The following is a 15447-nucleotide window of genomic DNA, read 5'->3' as shown; positions in this document are numbered from 1 at the left end:
GCAGATCGTGCATGCGCTCACTGAGCCGCAATACTTCCTGCAGCCACGGCAGCTGTTCCCGGTCTGGCCGCAGTGGCGGCCCGAGCTGGCTATTGCGCTGTTTGCCTCCACCATGGTGCTGCTGTTCCTGCCGAAGCTGCTCAGTATCATTCTGGTGTGGTGCAAGGGCTCGAAAGAGTACGGTGGCTTCTTCCGCGTGACGGTTTCTCTGCTGCTGGAAGTGCTGTTCTCCGTGCTGCTGGCGCCGGTGCGTATGCTGTTCCACACCGTGTTTGTGGTCAGCGCGTTCCTCGGCTGGGAAGTGGTCTGGAACTCACCGCAGCGTGACGACGACTCCACCCCGTGGAGCGAAGCCTTTATGCGTCATGGTTCGCAGCTGTTGCTGGGCCTGGTGTGGGCCGCAGGCATGGCGTGGCTGGATCTGCGCTTCCTGTTCTGGCTGGCACCGATCGTGGTTTCGCTGATCCTGTCGCCGTTCGTGTCGGTGATTTCAAGCCGTTCGACGGTGGGTCTGCGCACTAAGCGCTGCAAGCTGTTCCTGATCCCGGAAGAGTATTCCCCACCGCAGGTGCTGAAGGATACGGAAACCTTCCTGGAGATGAACCGCAGCCGCGAGCTGGAGCAGGGCTTTATGCACGCCGTGTTCAACCCATCGTTCAACGCGCTGGCAACGGCGATGGCGACCGCGCGTCACCGCGAGAGTCATATTCTCGAAATCGCCCGCGATCGTCATGTGGAACAGGCGTTGAACGAAACGCCGGACAAACTCAACCGCGACCGTCGTCTGGTACTGTTGAGCGATCCGGTCACGCTGTCGCGTCTGCACTATCGCGTCTGGTCAGCTCCGGAGAAATACTCCTCCTGGGTGAGCTACTATCAGCAGATAGCGCTTAACCCGCTGGCGCTGAAGGCGAAATAAATCGCAGGTAAGGGAAAATACCGGCCATCGAGCCGGTATTTTTTTGTCATCGAGCAGAGGTATCACGTGAGATTTTTACTGGCAGTTGCCATGGCGATGCTGCTCAGCGGCTGCGGCAGCATCATCAGCCGCACGATCCCCGGGCAGGGGCACGGCAATCAATATTACCCGGGGGTACAGTGGGATCTCCGTGACTCGGCGTGGCGCTACGTCACGGTATTGGATCTGCCTTTTTCCCTGGTCTTCGATACGCTGTTGCTGCCGATTGACGCCAGCCACGGCCCTTACGAGTAATCAGCGCTCGTCCCATTCGTCTGCCGACGTCTGGCCTTCCTCGGTATCAAGGGGCGGTTCCAGCTGGAATTCCCCCTCATCCCATTCGTGCAGGGTATTTTCTTCCATCCACTCCTGGCGAATATCGATTTCGTCATAATCGCCATCGAAAACACTCTGCGCGGCTTCACCGCTCAGCACCGGCAGGCACTCGCCTTCTTCACCTTCTTCGGCAAAAAACTCGGCCTGCCACATAATATCGCCGTCCTGCAGGACGTATTTCTGGATATTAAACTGTTCGACACTGGCGGTTTCTTCGTCGAGTGCCGGGTTAGCGGCGAGAAATTCTTCACGGGCCGCATCAATAGCTTCGTCGAGTGTGGCGTACATAGTCGTCTCCTTTTCCCTGCTTGTTGATGTGGTGTTCAGGGAAAGAATAGCTGAATATCGCGGACTGCAAGCCAGTCTGGCGAAAAATCATCCAGTTGTGGGAGGCTGTCGTTAAACCGCTTCGGATCGCTCGCGAGGTCGGCGCAGGCAGAGGGAAGAGTAGATAACGTTGAACAGCACCACGCCTGCTGTCACGCAGAATACGGCGCGGAAGCCGTAGTTTGCGGAAACCGCCGCCCCGATAAGCGGGCCGGTGACGTTACCGATGTCACGGAACGACTGGTTATAGCTAAAAATACGCCCGGCGATCTGGCTTGAGGAGTTATACACCAGCAGCGTCTGAACCGCCGGCAACAGTGCACCGTCGGCGGCTCCCAGCAGGAAGCGCAAAACCGCGAGCTGCCACGGCGTGTGAACCAGAGACATGGGTAACAGAAGCAGTACCGAGACCACCAGCGCGGCAATCAGGATTTTCTCAGGGCCGATCCGGTCTCCGAGTTTGCCCAGACGCGGGGCGCTGATGAGGGCCGCAACGCCCGGCACTGAGGCGATCATCCCGCTGATGAAGGCGATGTTACTGACGTTGCCCGCCAGTTCGCGCACATACAGCGTCAGGATAGGGGCGATGGAGCCGGTAGCGACCTGAATGATAAGCGTCGTGACAAACAGGCTCAGCACCAGCCGTGGATTTTTCAGCGAGCCGATAACATCGCGAAAGTGCAGCATCTCCTTCTTTGCGACCGGAGTAAACTGCTCCCGGACCAGGAACAGCGTCAGGACGAAGCAAACGAATAGCACGCTGGCGGTCATGAAGAAGACCGGACGCAGACCCCAGGTATCTGCAAGGAATCCCCCTGCGAGCGGGCCAAGAAGCGCGCCGCTGACGGCCCCGGTAGAAAGCGTCCCCAGCGCCCAGCCGCTTTTATGTCGTGGGATCTGGGTGGCGATGAGCGCGTTGGCGTTAGGAATAAAACCACCCAACAGGCCGAGCAGGGCGCGTAGCACTAAAAACTGCCAGACGTTCTGCGCAAGGCCCATCAGTACCATCACAATCGACATTCCGAGCGCCGATCGTAACAGCATAATCTTACGGCCCTTACGGTCGGCAAGACCGCCCCAGAACGGTGAAGCGATGGCTGAGAAAAGAAAAGTAATGCTGAACACCAGCCCTGACCACAAATTCAGCTCGCTATGGCCGGTAACCCCCAGTTGCTCCACATACAGTGGCAGAAACGGCATGACGAGGCTAAAGGCAGCGCCAGTAAGGAAGCAGCCCAGCCACACAACCGTCAGGTTGCGTTTCCAGTTAATGGGAGTCGTAGAGGTGGACATAGTGATTCTTCGTAGCCAACGGTATGAAAAATAATAAGCAGGCTAATTATGCGCCCGGTCACAGGAGAGCGCAATCGGGAGGAGCTTTAAAAGCTAAAAGGCAGCCCGCGGGCTGCCTTCTGCTAGTAACGGGAAGGGGTTCCTTCCGGCCGGGTCTTAAAGCGGCGGTGCAGCCACATATATTGCTCCGGCGCCATCATAATGCATTGTTCAACAATCCTGTTCATCCACGCGGCGGTGGTTTCACCGTCGTCGAGCGGTGGGTTGCACTCGGGATCCAGCATGATGAGCTCATAGCCTTTGCCATCGGCACGGCGACGCGGTACGAACGGCACGAGGCAGGCTTTCGACATTTTTGCCAGCATCCAGGTTCCGGTGGTCGTCGCGGCTTCTTCAACGGCAAAGAATGGGACAAACACGCTGCTGCGCGGGCCGTAGTCGTGATCGGGGGCATACCAGACCACTTCACCATTTTTCAGTGCTCTGACCATCCCTTTCAGGTCTTTACGATCCAGCATGTCTTTGTTTGAGCGCAGGCGACCCCAGGTCTGCAGCCAGTCCAGTACCGGGTTATCGTTCGGGCGGTATACACCAATTCCTGGCCAGTTCAGCCCGAACATGCGTGCGCCCATCTCCAGGGTCAGAAAATGCACGCCGATAAGCAGGATGCCTTTTTTCTGCGCTTCCAGTTCGCGTAGCGGCTCAAAGTTGATGACCGTCGTCCAGCGAGAGATACGGCGATTTGACCAGAACCAGGCCATCCCGGTTTCCAGTACGCCCATACCAACGGATTCGAAGTTTTTGACCACCAGCTGGTGACGCTGCTCTTCGCTCATTTCCGGAAAGCACAGCTCAAGATTACGATACGCGATACGCGCCCGGCGTTTCATCAAACGCATCGCGAGATGTCCCATCGCTTTTCCGAGGCGAAATATCACGGAATACGGTAGTTGCACTACCAACCACAGCACACCAATACCCAGCCAGGTGAGCCAGTAGCGGGGATGCAAAAGCTTAACGGTAAATTGTGGTAATTCGGTCATGTCGTTCCTGTCATTCACAAGTCGCTGGCTTATTGTCGCATTTTTTTCGCTTCAGCCAAAATTACAGCGGGCAGAGTGCCTGTTAAATCAGCAAATGTTGTTCGATGCCCTGCAAGGTGTGAGAAATGTAGCGCAAAATGTATGGATGTAAATTATGAATGATTGCTATATCATGCCGTCCGATGAATTTTCTCCCTTGACGATTGCAGGAAACGAACACCATGCCAGTGTTGCATAACCGCATTTCGAACGAGGCGTTGAAGGCGCAAATGCTGGCTGAAACCGAGCCGCGCACCACCGTTTCGTTCTATAAATATTTCACCATTACCGATCCTAAAGCCACCCGTGATGCCCTGTATATTGCTTTCAGCGAGCTGAAGGTGTTTGGCCGCGTGTATCTGGCGCATGAAGGGATTAACGCGCAAATCAGCGTCCCGGAGAGCAAAGTTGCAGCGCTACGTGCGATGCTCTATGGGTTTGACCCGGCGCTCGATGGCCTGCGTCTTAACATTGCGTTAGATGACGATGGAAAATCGTTCTGGGTACTGCGCATGAAAGTGCGTGAGCGCATTGTGGCCGACGGTATCGACGATCCGAACTTCAACGCGGCGGACGTGGGTGAGTACCTGAAAGCGGCAGAAGTGAACGCCATGCTCGACGATCCAGACGCTATTTTCATCGATATGCGTAACCACTACGAATACGAAGTGGGGCACTTTGAGAACGCGCTTGAGATCCCGGCGGATACCTTCCGTGAGCAGCTGCCAAAAGCGGTGGAAATGATGCAGGAGCATAAAGACAAGAACATTGTCATGTACTGCACCGGTGGGATCCGCTGTGAAAAAGCCAGCGCGTGGATGAAGCACAACGGTTTTAACAAAGTCTCGCACATTGAAGGCGGGATTATTGAGTACGCCCGCCGCGCCCGTGAGCAGGGGCTACCAGTACGTTTCGTGGGCAAAAACTTTGTCTTCGATGAACGTATGGGTGAGCGTATTAGCGAAGACGTGATCGCCAACTGCCATCAGTGCGGCGCACCGTGTGACAGCCACACCAACTGTCTGAACGACGGCTGCCATCTGCTGTTTATCCAGTGCCCGGCCTGCGCTGAGAAGTTCGAAGGTTGCTGCAGCGAAGCGTGCCAGACAGAGCATCGTCTGCCGGAAGAGGAACAGCGCCGCCTGCGCGCGGGCCGTGAGAACGGTAATAAGATCTTCAATAAATCACGTGGGCGTCTGAATACCAAACTGGGTATCCCGGACCCGGAATAAACGTCAGAAAAAGTAGAGATAAGCCAGATCGAGGGCCGCGAGCAGCAGCCAGAGGGCAATGTAAAGCATCAGGTGCTCACGAATGTTGTTCACCAGGAAATGCCAGATTCGGTGCATAAATTTCTCTGCGTTAAAGGAAAAGCGGCCTCCAGGGCCGCTTTTTTATTTTACTGCTGAAAACGGGAAAGCGAGAAGGGCTTCAGATCAAATGCCGGTGTTTGTCCCTGGGCGAACTGAGCAGCAATTTCGCCGAGTACGGAGGCAAACTTGAAGCCGTGACCGCTAAGTCCGCTGATAACCAGCGTATCCGGCAGGCCCGGCAGCGTGTCAATAATGAAGTCTTCGTCCGGTGAATTGTCATAGGTGCAGGAGGCGCCATGCAGGCAGCCACCGATCCCCGGCAGCACCTGGCGCAGGAAGTTAAACGCCTCAGAACCGTCGGTGGCGACGGCCGCGAACGGTTTACGCTCTTCTTCGCTGGAGATAAGCTGGCCGCCGTTGTGCTTGCCAATTTTCAGCTCGTTGTCTTCCGCCGGGAAGCCGTAGTACTGGTCGCCGTTCGGCAACTCGCCGGTAAAGGCCGGGAAGTTGTTTTTGCTACTGTAGCGGCCGTCGGCCTGGAACCAGGCAAAGACTTTGCGTACCGGCTGGATCGGCAGTTGTGGTAACAGTTTGGTCACCCAGGTTCCGGCGCAGATCAGCAGTTTTTTACCGCGGAAGCTACCCTCGGTGGTTTCCACCAGCGCACCATCGGCATCATGGTGAATGGCGGTGACCGGTGCGTTAAACTGCTGAGCGCAGCCGCTTTCATTGGCCAGACGGATCCATGTTTTGACCGCCAGTTCGCTTTTGAGCACCCCGGAAGCCGATTCAAAAAGCCCGATGTAATTATCCGGTATACGAATTTCTGGCCAGCGTGCCATCACCGCCTGAGCATCCAGGCGTTCCACCGCCAGACCAAACTGTTCGGCACTTTTAGCCACATTCGCCAGGAATCCGGAATCTGCAGGGCCGAGATTGACCACGCCGGTTCTGGCGAAGATCTCTTCACCGCTGAGCGTTGCCAGCTCATCCCACAGTGCCTGGGCGCGAAGTACCAATGGCACATACTTCTCACCTTCGCCATAGGCATGACGAATCAGGCGAGTGTCGCCGTGGTGGCTACCCTGTTGGTGAGGGGGCAGATGCGCATCCAGCATCAGCACGTTCAGCCCGGCGCGGCGGGCATAATATCCAGCAGCGGCGCCGACGGAGCCACTTCCTACCACAATTAAATCGTATTGCATCGCTCTTTCCAGAATATTCTTTATAAGCAGGGTAATTAATAATCAGTTTCAATACAACATGGCAAATAATTAAGGCACCCGGAGGTGCCTTGTAAGCCTGTATTACGGTGGGTATTAATGTCTTTGATACTCATCAGGCTGATAGTCGCCAGCTTCTATTTTCGCAATCCCTGCTTCCAGTATCGAAATAAACTGACGTGCAACATCCGTGGTCAGCCACAGGGTCTGGCCGATTTCCGCTTCTTTACTGCTCGCGTGAGTGGGGTTTTGGTAGTGTAAGCGCAGCATCAACGCATCGTAGCTATCAACGGTGCTGATGTCCCACCCTACAAGCGGATGGGTCTGGATGACTTCATTATTCTTTTCCATCATAACCCCTTATCTGCGTGTTAAAAGATAACGACTCTCGAGGTTCAATGCATGTTATGTCTGAAGCAAAATAAGTATATCAACAGATGGAAAAATACTCGAGAAATTAAATAATCTGCAACACAAATGTCTAATTTACCGCGTCGGTTGCGCAATAATTACCCAGCATATGCTTCTTGCGTTAAGGGAAAGGGGAGAGCGGACTGTCGCAGGAATAAAAAAGCCGGGGCGACCCGGCAAGGCAACACAATGAGGGAAAAGGGTACTGCTTAATCGGTGATGAACCAGTCATCCGCGCTTTCCCACGTCTCTTGCAGGATTTCGCTGATCCGGTCTTTATCTTCTTTGATTCCGCCAATCACTGAGAGGTTATTGTTCGCGGCATAACGCACGCTGACTTTACCTTCGGCATCGGGATAGTGATGGCTGATACGGCGGGAAAGCTCGCCTGCCAGTGCGTCTATCGCGCCAGCAGGCAGGGAAGTGGTTTTGGCAATCGTGACTTCAATACGCATAGTAGCCCCCTGTTTGTTATACTGTATATTTATACAGTTAAGCGCAAGCGCTTGCAACAGGGAGCACGTTTTTTTATGCCTTTACGGTCCAGGCCACGGTTTCACCCGCGAGGAACGGGATCAGGGTATCGTCCGGCAGGGCGATACTTTCGCAAACCTGAGTTGTCTTGCGCTCAAGCTCAACAAACCCTTCGTTTACCGGCAGGCCGTAGAACTGCGGGCCGTTAAGCGAACAGAAGGCTTCGAAGTGCTCAAGCGCATTCATCTCTTCAAATACCTGTGCGTAGCTTGCCAGCGCCGTTGGCGCGTTGAAGCAGCCAGCACAGCCGCAGCTTGCTTCTTTGCGATGGCGGGCATGTGGGGCGGAGTCAGTGCCGAGGAAAGCGCGGCTGAAACCGCTGGCGACGAGCTCACGCAGCGCCTGCTGATGAACGTTACGCTTGAGAATGGGCAGGCAGTACAGATGAGGACGAATGCCGCCAACCAGCATGTGATTACGGTTAAACATCAGATGCTGAGGAGTGATGGTGGCGGCCAGCAGCTCGTTACCGTCGCGGACGTATTCGGCGGCATCTTTGGTGGTGATGTGCTCGAATACCACTTTCAGTCCAGGAAGACGCTGGCGCAGGGGCTCCATCACGGTTTCAATAAAGCGGGCTTCACGGTCGAAAATATCAATCTCAGCGTGGGTCACTTCCCCATGCACCAGCAGCGGCATGCCCAGTTTCTCCATGCGCTCCAGTACCGGCATAATGGCATCGGTACTGGTGACACCGTGGCTTGAGTTGGTGGTCGCATTCGCCGGGTACAGTTTTGCGGCGGTAAATACGCCTTCATTAAACCCGCGCTCGAGTTCGTTCGGATCCAGCGTATCGGTCAGATAGCAGGTCATCAGCGGGGTGAAGTCATGCCCGGCAGGGACGGCATCAAGGATGCGCTGGCGATAAGCAATGGCGGCTTCTACCGTGGTGACAGGCGGAGCCAGATTCGGCATGACGATCGCACGGCCGTAGATTTCACTGGTATAAGGGACAACCGTTTGCAACATCTCACCGTCACGCAGGTGAATATGCCAGTCATCAGGGCGGCGAATTTTTAAAACCTGGGGTTGTACAGTCATGGAGGGCTCCGGCTCGTCGTTTCAGTCAATGGGCTGCTTTTTGCCGGGCACTAAGGATAAGCGGAAACGTTTTCCTTTGCACTCTTTATCTTACGGCGAAAAAAAAGGGCGCCTCAGCGCCCTGCAACGATTAATCAGTAAACGGGATAATAATTTCTCCCGGTTTGACCTCAATGCCTTTGGCATATTTCTTCGCCAGCGATTCGCCACGGCTGGCGTCTTCGCGCAGCACATAGGCAGGCTGCTCGTTAAAGTAGCTGCGTAGCGACTGGTTCAGATAAGGCATCAGGGTCTGCACCACCGATTGCATCTTCTCCGGCTCCACCTTCGCATCTACCACTTCCATCTCCTGCAGATAGATAGCGCCCTTCTCTTTATTGAATACCGGCAGCGCTTTCAGCTTCAGATCGATAGTGGCTTTCTGGCTACCAAACAGCGAGTTCATGTCGAGCGTCGCCACACCGCTGAGGGTGACTTTATTCGGCTCTTCGCGGCCAATGGCGCTCGCCAGGTTAGTGAGCTGAATATGGGCATCCGCCACGCCTGGCAGTCCGATGTCTTTGGAGAAATTATTGCGCTTTTGCAGCGCCTGGTTAATTTCCTGCTCGCTGACCGAATACTGGGTGAGCTGATTACATCCCACCAGCACACCGCTCACAATCAGGGCGGCAATGACAAAAATCTTCTTCATGGTGTTCCTCTACATGATGCCAGGCACTTATCCTGACACAAAGCAGCATGGGCTGTCAGTAAAACGATGACTAGCGGAAAATGCTGAAAACGAGGGGGAGGGACGGTGAACCCGGGGGATCCACCGCCCTGAGAGGCTTAAAGACGCGGCTCGAGCATCCGCGAGGACGCGCGCTTCTGGCTGAACTGCCACCACAACGCCACGAAGGTGATAAGCCCGACGATGGCGAGCATCAGCCACGGCAACTCCGGCTGGTTGAAGGCTTTGCCGGTATCAAACAACCAGCCGCCACCGGCGTAACCAAAGGCTCCACCGAAGGCCAGCCCCAGACGGCTGAAACCCATATAGCTGCCGCGGGCGCGTGAATCGGCCAGTTGTGCACTCAGCGTTTCACGTGCAGGCTCGGCGATGATGGAGCCAATATAGAAGGTGCAGATAAGCGTAAACAGCTGCGACAGGTTGCTGGTGAGACCAATTGGCAGCATCGACAGCGACATCACCACCAGCCCGGCCATCAGACGCTGCTCCAGGCGAAAACGTTTCTCGCTCCAGCGGGCGATAGGGTACAGCAGCGTCAGGGAAATGGCGGCCTCAATGGCGTACATCCATTTCACCGCCGCCGGAGAGCCCGCAATATCGTTGACCATAATCGGCAGCATTAGCATTACCTGTACCGCCAGCATGTAATAGCCGGTGAGGGTCAACACGTAGGTGACGAAGCGCTTATCGCGCAGTACGCGGGCGAGACCTTCACGAACCGGGGTTTTCACCGTAGAGAGTTTCCAGGCCGGCAGATACCAGGCATTAAACGCCGCGCAAAGGATAAACAGCACCGCCCCGGCGCTGCACACCAGGCGGAAGTCATACTGCAGCAGCCAACTGCCCAGCAGTGCACCGATAACGGCGCCGGCGCTGTCCTGCATCATCAGAATCGAGAAGAAGCGTCCACGCTGATGCGGGCGCACGAGCTTGACCACCAGCGCGGCGCGGGGGGGATCGAACAAGGTGCCGCCAAGACCGGAAAGAAAGCACGACACCCACAGCAGCCACGGCTCATGAGCGACCGCCATCGTGGCAAATCCTGCCGCGCGCATCAACATCCCGGTGACGATCATGGGTTTAGCACCAAAGCGGTCGGCAATTGCGCCACCAAAAATGCCAAGACCCTGCTGAACCAGCTGACGCAGACCCAGCGCAATACCCACCATCAGGGCAGCCCAGCCCATCTGATCGACAAAGCGAATGGAAATGAGTGGGAATACAACGAAAAAGCCGAGCACGACCAGCATGTTGTCGACCAGCAGGAAATATTTACCCAGGCTCCTCGCCTGCGATACGCGGGACATTTCCCCCCCTGGGAAAATAAAAAAGAGATGCTTCCTTATTCTGCGGGGAGTTGCGGGCTTTTCCTATGCTGCCAGCGACAATATTTTTTTATCAAAAGGCAAGATTGATTGAGGTTTTTAATTGAAAAGCGGAAGTGGCGCAGAAAAATGGTATGTTGCTGTTTTCACAGAGCGCAAATGGGCAGGTATAGTGAAGAGAAGAGTGGTTGCGGTTACAGGTCGTGTGAAGGAGTGGGGAAATGTTTGGCTATCGCAGTAATGTGCCGAAAGTGCGCTTAACGACAGACCGCCTGGTGGTGCGCCTGGTTTATGAACGTGATGCCTGGCGGCTTGCCGATTATTACGCGGAAAATCGCCAATATTTGAAGCCCTGGGAGCCGGTGAGAGATGACAGCCACTGTTACCCCTCCGGCTGGCAGGCCCGGCTCAGCATGATTAACGAATTCCACAAACAGGGTTCGGCCTTCTACTTTGCTCTGCTCGATCCTGATGAGAAAGAGATAATCGGCGTGGCTAATTTTTCCAACGTTGTGCGCGGCTCATTTCATGCCTGCTACCTGGGTTACTCCATCGGGCAGAAATGGCAGGGGCAGGGGCTGATGTACGAAGCGCTGGTTGCCGTTATTCGCTATATGCAACGGACACAACACATTCATCGCATCATGGCAAACTACATGCCGCACAATCAGCGCAGCGGGGCACTGCTGGCGCGTCTGGGATTCGAAAAAGAGGGTTACGCCAAAGATTACCTGTTGATTGACGGGGAGTGGCGCGACCATGTTCTGACCGCATTAACCACCCGGGAATGGACCGCAGGTCGTTAAGGGATGAAGGGGATAAGATGAACTATCAGTTATCAGCATATGAAGCGCGCGTCATTGGTTGCCTGCTGGAAAAGCAGGTGACGACGCCTGAGCAGTACCCGCTGTCGGTCAATGCGGTAGTGACCGCCTGTAATCAGAAAACCAACCGCGAGCCGGTGCTGTCGCTCAGCGAGTCCGAGGTGCAGGAGCATCTTGATATGCTGGTGAAGCGCCATTACCTGCGCACGGTCAGCGGTTTTGGCAACCGGGTAACAAAATACGAGCAGCGCTTTTGCAATTCCGAATTTGGCGATCTGAAATTAACCCCGGCCGAAGTGGCTATCGTCACAACCCTGCTGCTGCGCGGGGCGCAAACGCCAGGTGAGCTGCGAAGCCGTGCCCAGCGGATGTATGAGTTCAGTGATATGGCGGAGGTTGAGTCAACGCTGGAAGGCCTTGCCGCCCGTGAGGATGGTCCTTTTGTTGCGCGCCTGCCAAGAGAGCCAGGCAAGCGTGAGAGTCGATATATGCACCTGTTCAGCGGTGATGTGGAAACCCTGGCAACCGTCGCTGAAGCAGTCTCGCCGGTAGAGGATGAAAGTCTGCTCGCTCGTGTCGCAACCCTTGAAGATGAAGTGGCGGAGCTGAAGCTGCGTCTTGACTCACTGCTGGCGCACCTGGGAGATTAACGTGACGCAAAAATTACGCGTAGGCGTCGTTGGGCTCGGCGGTATTGCGCAAAAAGCGTGGTTACCGGTACTCAGCGCCGCCACTGACTGGACCCTGCAGGCGGCGTGGTCGCCGACGAAAGCTAAAGCCCTGCCCGTTTGCGAAAGCTACCGCATTCCCTACGCCGACTCGCTGGCAGCGCTTGCTGCCCAGTGCGATGCGGTATTTGTTCACACGTCGACCGCAACGCACTACGACGTGGTGAGCGAGCTGCTTAAAGCAGGGGTGCATGTCTGCGTGGATAAACCGCTTGCTGAAAAGCTTGCTGATGCCGAGCGGCTGGTGGAGCAGGCGGCGCGGCGCAAACTGGCGCTGATGGTTGGCTTCAATCGTCGCTTTGCCCCACGTTATAACGAGCTGAAAGCGACGCTTTCTGCGGCGTCATCATTGCGCATGGATAAGCACAGAACCAACAGCGTAGGGCCTCATGATCTGCATTTCACCCTGCTTGACGACTATCTGCACGTGGTGGATACCGCGCTGTGGCTGGCGGGAGGCAGTGCCAGGCTGCAGGGCGGCGTGCTGCAGACGACCGATCAGGGTGAGATGCTTTACGCCGAACATCACTTCAGCCAGTCGTCGCTGCAAATCACCACCAGCATGCACCGTCGGGCGGGTAGCCAGCGTGAAACCGTGCAGGCGGTAACCGATGGCGGTGTATTTGAAGTGACCGATATGCGCGAATGGCGTGAAGAACGTGGAGCGGGCGTCGTCATGCGCCCGGTGCCAGGCTGGGAAAGCACGCTGGAGCAGCGTGGTTTTGCCGGTTGCGCGCGTCACTTTATCGAATGTGTGCAAAATCAGACAGTTCCCCAGACGTCTGGCGAGCAGGCGCTGGTTGCCCAGCGGATCGTGGAGAAGCTCTGGCAGAACGCGATGAATGAGTAGCAGCATAAATCTCGTGTAACATCTGTTGGTAGTAATTCATCGGGAACCCGGTAGACTATCGGCACTTTTCTACGCCTGCCTTGCAGGCGTTTTGCTGCAGGGTTGTGGAATTACACTTCAATGAATTTACTAAAGTCGCTGGCGGCCGTCAGTTCAATGACCATGTTTTCCCGCGTGCTGGGATTTGCGCGCGATGCGATTGTTGCGCGCGTGTTCGGTGCCGGTATGGCGACCGACGCCTTTTTCGTGGCCTTCAAGTTGCCTAACCTCCTGCGGCGCATTTTTGCCGAAGGGGCCTTCTCTCAGGCGTTTGTGCCGATCCTTGCCGAATATAAAAGCAAGCAGGGTGAAGACGCGACCCGGGTGTTCGTCTCTTACGTTTCAGGCTTGCTGACGCTGGCGCTGGCGGTGGTGACTATTTTGGGGATGCTGGCAGCGCCATGGGTTATCACCATTACCGCGCCGGGCTTTGCCGATACGGCGGATAAATTCGCCTTAACGACCCAACTGCTGCGCATTACTTTCCCGTATATTCTGCTTATCTCGCTGGCCTCCCTGGTTGGGGCGATCCTGAATACCTGGAACCGTTTCTCGGTCCCCGCTTTTGCGCCAACCTTCCTGAACGTCAGTATGATTGGTTTTGCGCTGTTTGCCGCGCCGTATTTCCATCCGCCGGTGCTGGCGCTGGCGTGGGCAGTGACCGTCGGCGGCGTACTGCAGCTTTTCTACCAGCTGCCGCACCTGAAAAAAATCGGCATGCTGGTTCTGCCGCGCATTAATCTGAAAGATGCCGGGGCAGTGCGCGTCGTGAAACAGATGGGGCCAGCTATCCTCGGTGTTTCCGTCAGCCAGGTCTCGCTTATCATCAACACCATCTTTGCCTCATTCCTGGTGTCCGGCTCGGTTTCCTGGATGTACTACGCCGACCGCCTGATGGAGTTCCCGTCCGGGGTACTGGGCGTGGCGTTGGGCACTATTCTGCTGCCGTCGCTGTCGAAAAGCTTCGCCAGCGGCAACCATGATGAATATTGCCGCCTCATGGACTGGGGGCTGCGTCTGTGCTTCCTGCTGGCACTGCCAAGCGCCGTCGCGATTGGCATCCTCGCTAAACCGCTGACGGTGGCCTTATTCCAGTACGGCAAATTTACCGCCTTTGATGCGGCGATGACCCAGCGAGCGCTGGTGGCCTACTCGGTGGGGCTGATGGGACTTATCGTGGTGAAAGTGCTGGCGCCTGGCTTCTATTCACGCCAGGACATCAAAACGCCGGTGAAAATTGCCATTGTTACCCTGGTGCTGACCCAGGTAATGAACCTGGCGTTTATCGGGCCGCTGAAGCACGCCGGGCTGGCGCTTTCGATTGGTCTGGGCGCCTGTCTTAACGCCTCGCTGCTTTACTGGCAGCTGCGGAAACAGAAAATTTTCACACCGCAGGCGGGCTGGGGCGTGTTTTTACTGCGCCTTATTGTTGCGGTGGTGGTGATGGCCGCAGCGCTTCTCGGCATGATGTACGTGATGCCTGAGTGGTCGCAGGGAACCATGCCTGTACGTCTGATGCGTCTGTTTGCGGTGGTAGTTGTGGGTATCGTGACCTACTTTGCCACACTCATGCTATTGGGCTTTAAAGCGAAAGAGTTTGCCCGCCGAACGGCATAATAGTGCGCTGCCGGTTAGCAAAGCGCTAACCGGCACCACATAAAATAGTATTTGCAGGAATTAAACCGAGAACTTTTTACCGCCGCGAGAGGCGTTGAAGGTTTGCCCGTCTTTGCCATACAGGCCCGGGTCCTGATGCGGCTTCAGTACGTCCAGCGCCTGCTGATTCATGGCGATTTGCCCTTCAAGCAGCCAGCCATTGTGCTGGTTGAGATCGCGCAGATGCTGCGTCTTTTCCGTAATAATTTGCCAGCGGCCAGCGATATCATCATTGGCGCAACGCTGCGCCGCCTGCTCAATACGGCGCTGTTGTTCCAGATAATCCAGCGCCGCCAGCAGCGAACTTTTTTCTTCGGTAATGCGTTGCAACGTGCTGCCGTTGATGCTGCCAACGGAAAGCTGCTGCTGTTCGGCATCCATCACTTCTTTAAGTGAGTTCAGGATGACTGTCATTTGGTCCAGAAGTTCTGACAGACGACTCATACGGTTACTTACTCTGAATCGAACTCTGCGCTTCCTGAATCAGCGCATCGGCAATTTTGCCGGTATCCATCTTAAGCTCGCCGTTGCGAATCGCCGTTTTCAATGCTTCAACACGTTCAACGTTGATGTCGCCATTACCGGCCTGAGTCAGGCGCGCCTGGGCGTCGCTTAACGTCACGCTGGTGCTGTTGCTGGCAGACGATTTCTCCAGACGACTTTTCTGCGTACCGACATCATTGGCTTCGCGAGGCTGTACCGCGCTAACAGGTTTCAGGGGCGATGTACGATCAATGCTCATTGTTCTGTCCTCATCGAGGTTTGTGGCATACCAAC

At 55.7% G+C, this 15447-nt stretch carries 18 protein-coding genes and 1 pseudogene; 7 read left to right on the top strand and 12 right to left on the bottom strand.

Features of this window, described 5'->3' with window-relative positions:
• A pseudogene (locus GYRE_RS21460) lies at window positions 1-919 on the top strand (glucans biosynthesis glucosyltransferase MdoH); the annotation flags it as partial.
• A gap of 66 nt (window positions 920-985) precedes the next feature.
• On the top strand, window positions 986-1213 hold the full coding sequence (locus GYRE_RS21455) for a YceK/YidQ family lipoprotein (RefSeq protein WP_038258287.1): 228 nt from the start codon (window positions 986-988) through the stop codon (window positions 1211-1213).
• Here GYRE_RS21455 and GYRE_RS21450 read toward each other — a convergent pair whose 3' ends face one another.
• The 3 genes from GYRE_RS21450 to GYRE_RS21440 all read right to left on the bottom strand — a co-directional run bounded on the left by GYRE_RS21450 (window position 1214) and on the right by GYRE_RS21440 (window position 3957).
• Window positions 1214-1582, bottom strand: a complete 369-nt coding sequence (locus GYRE_RS21450) for a MysB family protein (RefSeq protein WP_006819433.1) — start codon at window positions 1580-1582, stop codon at window positions 1214-1216.
• Between the two features lie 111 nt (window positions 1583-1693).
• On the bottom strand, window positions 1694-2914 hold the full coding sequence (gene mdtG, locus GYRE_RS21445) for a multidrug efflux MFS transporter MdtG (RefSeq protein ID WP_006819434.1): 1221 nt from the start codon (window positions 2912-2914) through the stop codon (window positions 1694-1696).
• Between the two features lie 122 nt (window positions 2915-3036).
• The gene (locus GYRE_RS21440) at window positions 3037-3957 is read right to left on the bottom strand and encodes a Kdo(2)-lipid IV(A) acyltransferase (RefSeq protein ID WP_038258284.1); all 921 of its coding nucleotides are present in this window, start codon (window positions 3955-3957) and stop codon (window positions 3037-3039) included.
• Between the two features lie 221 nt (window positions 3958-4178).
• On the opposite strand from GYRE_RS21440, the gene trhO reads away from it, so the two are divergent.
• Window positions 4179-5228 (top strand): oxygen-dependent tRNA uridine(34) hydroxylase TrhO, encoded by a 1050-nt coding sequence (trhO, locus tag GYRE_RS21435; RefSeq protein WP_038258280.1) that lies wholly within the window; start codon window positions 4179-4181, stop codon window positions 5226-5228.
• A 3-nt stretch (window positions 5229-5231) separates the two neighbouring features.
• Here trhO and GYRE_RS24075 read toward each other — a convergent pair whose 3' ends face one another.
• The 7 genes from GYRE_RS24075 to mdtH form a co-directional block, all read right to left on the bottom strand.
• A complete protein-coding gene (locus GYRE_RS24075) occupies window positions 5232-5345 on the bottom strand; it encodes a DUF2770 family protein (protein ID WP_006819438.1) in 114 nt (37 codons plus the stop codon).
• Window positions 5346-5395: 50 nt separating this feature from the next.
• Complete coding sequence (gene solA, locus GYRE_RS21430) at window positions 5396-6514, bottom strand: N-methyl-L-tryptophan oxidase (protein ID WP_006819439.1); 1119 nt, start codon at window positions 6512-6514, stop codon at window positions 5396-5398.
• 114 nt (window positions 6515-6628) lie between these two features.
• Window positions 6629-6883 carry a biofilm formation regulator BssS gene (gene bssS / locus GYRE_RS21425; protein ID WP_038258277.1) on the bottom strand — a complete coding sequence of 85 codons (255 nt, stop codon included), beginning with the start codon at window positions 6881-6883 and terminating at the stop codon, window positions 6629-6631.
• A 269-nt stretch (window positions 6884-7152) separates the two neighbouring features.
• The gene (gene dinI, locus GYRE_RS21420) at window positions 7153-7398 is read right to left on the bottom strand and encodes a DNA damage-inducible protein I (RefSeq protein ID WP_038258276.1); all 246 of its coding nucleotides are present in this window, start codon (window positions 7396-7398) and stop codon (window positions 7153-7155) included.
• 73 nt (window positions 7399-7471) lie between these two features.
• Entirely contained in the window at window positions 7472-8518 is a 1047-nt protein-coding gene (pyrC, locus tag GYRE_RS21415; RefSeq protein ID WP_006819442.1) for a dihydroorotase, read from the bottom strand.
• Between the two features lie 130 nt (window positions 8519-8648).
• The gene (locus GYRE_RS21410) at window positions 8649-9209 is read right to left on the bottom strand and encodes a lipoprotein (RefSeq protein ID WP_006819443.1); all 561 of its coding nucleotides are present in this window, start codon (window positions 9207-9209) and stop codon (window positions 8649-8651) included.
• 137 nt (window positions 9210-9346) lie between these two features.
• A complete protein-coding gene (mdtH, locus tag GYRE_RS21405; protein WP_006819444.1) occupies window positions 9347-10555 on the bottom strand; it encodes a multidrug efflux MFS transporter MdtH in 1209 nt (402 codons plus the stop codon).
• A 239-nt stretch (window positions 10556-10794) separates the two neighbouring features.
• Between mdtH and rimJ the strand changes: the two genes are divergently transcribed.
• From rimJ to murJ, 4 genes are all read left to right on the top strand, one after another.
• Window positions 10795-11379 carry a ribosomal protein S5-alanine N-acetyltransferase gene (gene rimJ, locus GYRE_RS21400; RefSeq protein ID WP_006819446.1) on the top strand — a complete coding sequence of 195 codons (585 nt, stop codon included), beginning with the start codon at window positions 10795-10797 and terminating at the stop codon, window positions 11377-11379.
• 17 nt (window positions 11380-11396) lie between these two features.
• Window positions 11397-12047, top strand: coding sequence for a YceH family protein (locus GYRE_RS21395; RefSeq protein ID WP_038258273.1), 651 nt, complete (start codon window positions 11397-11399; stop codon window positions 12045-12047).
• Between the two features lies 1 nt (window position 12048).
• A complete protein-coding gene (locus GYRE_RS21390; RefSeq protein ID WP_006819451.1) occupies window positions 12049-12975 on the top strand; it encodes a Gfo/Idh/MocA family protein in 927 nt (308 codons plus the stop codon).
• A 120-nt stretch (window positions 12976-13095) separates the two neighbouring features.
• Entirely contained in the window at window positions 13096-14631 is a 1536-nt protein-coding gene (gene murJ / locus GYRE_RS21385; RefSeq protein ID WP_006819452.1) for a murein biosynthesis integral membrane protein MurJ, read from the top strand.
• A gap of 60 nt (window positions 14632-14691) precedes the next feature.
• Here the strand turns inward: murJ and flgN are convergent, their stop codons facing one another.
• Together flgN and flgM are read right to left on the bottom strand one after the other, a co-directional pair.
• Window positions 14692-15114 (bottom strand): flagella biosynthesis chaperone FlgN, encoded by a 423-nt coding sequence (gene flgN / locus GYRE_RS21380; protein WP_006819453.1) that lies wholly within the window; start codon window positions 15112-15114, stop codon window positions 14692-14694.
• A gap of 4 nt (window positions 15115-15118) precedes the next feature.
• Window positions 15119-15412, bottom strand: a complete 294-nt coding sequence (gene flgM / locus GYRE_RS21375) for a flagellar biosynthesis anti-sigma factor FlgM (RefSeq protein ID WP_038258270.1) — start codon at window positions 15410-15412, stop codon at window positions 15119-15121.
• Window positions 15413-15447: the final 35 nt, after the last annotated feature.

Source organism: Yokenella regensburgei ATCC 49455, from assembly GCF_000735455.1.
Lineage (GTDB): Bacteria > Pseudomonadota > Gammaproteobacteria > Enterobacterales > Enterobacteriaceae > Yokenella > Yokenella regensburgei.
The sequence above is the reverse complement of the archived record's forward strand: the minus strand, read 5'-3'. Positions and strand labels throughout refer to the sequence as shown.

Excerpts from the sequence above, each read along its gene's own strand:
- GYRE_RS21450 (WP_006819433.1), bottom strand. The coding sequence starts at position 1,582 with ATGTACGCCACACTCGACGAAGCTATTGATGCGGCCCGTGAAGAATTT.
- mdtG (WP_006819434.1), bottom strand. The coding sequence starts at position 2,914 with ATGTCCACCTCTACGACTCCCATTAACTGGAAACGCAACCTGACGGTT.
- GYRE_RS21440 (WP_038258284.1), bottom strand. The coding sequence starts at position 3,957 with ATGACCGAATTACCACAATTTACCGTTAAGCTTTTGCATCCCCGCTAC.
- trhO (WP_038258280.1), top strand. The coding sequence starts at position 4,179 with ATGCCAGTGTTGCATAACCGCATTTCGAACGAGGCGTTGAAGGCGCAA.
- GYRE_RS24075 (WP_006819438.1), bottom strand. The coding sequence starts at position 5,345 with ATGCACCGAATCTGGCATTTCCTGGTGAACAACATTCGTGAGCACCTG.
- solA (WP_006819439.1), bottom strand. The coding sequence starts at position 6,514 with ATGCAATACGATTTAATTGTGGTAGGAAGTGGCTCCGTCGGCGCCGCT.
- bssS (WP_038258277.1), bottom strand. The coding sequence starts at position 6,883 with ATGGAAAAGAATAATGAAGTCATCCAGACCCATCCGCTTGTAGGGTGG.
- dinI (WP_038258276.1), bottom strand. The coding sequence starts at position 7,398 with ATGCGTATTGAAGTCACGATTGCCAAAACCACTTCCCTGCCTGCTGGC.
- pyrC (WP_006819442.1), bottom strand. The coding sequence starts at position 8,518 with ATGACTGTACAACCCCAGGTTTTAAAAATTCGCCGCCCTGATGACTGG.
- GYRE_RS21410 (WP_006819443.1), bottom strand. The coding sequence starts at position 9,209 with ATGAAGAAGATTTTTGTCATTGCCGCCCTGATTGTGAGCGGTGTGCTG.
- mdtH (WP_006819444.1), bottom strand. The coding sequence starts at position 10,555 with ATGTCCCGCGTATCGCAGGCGAGGAGCCTGGGTAAATATTTCCTGCTG.
- rimJ (WP_006819446.1), top strand. The coding sequence starts at position 10,795 with ATGTTTGGCTATCGCAGTAATGTGCCGAAAGTGCGCTTAACGACAGAC.
- GYRE_RS21395 (WP_038258273.1), top strand. The coding sequence starts at position 11,397 with ATGAACTATCAGTTATCAGCATATGAAGCGCGCGTCATTGGTTGCCTG.
- murJ (WP_006819452.1), top strand. The coding sequence starts at position 13,096 with ATGAATTTACTAAAGTCGCTGGCGGCCGTCAGTTCAATGACCATGTTT.
- flgN (WP_006819453.1), bottom strand. The coding sequence starts at position 15,114 with ATGAGTCGTCTGTCAGAACTTCTGGACCAAATGACAGTCATCCTGAAC.
- flgM (WP_038258270.1), bottom strand. The coding sequence starts at position 15,412 with ATGAGCATTGATCGTACATCGCCCCTGAAACCTGTTAGCGCGGTACAG.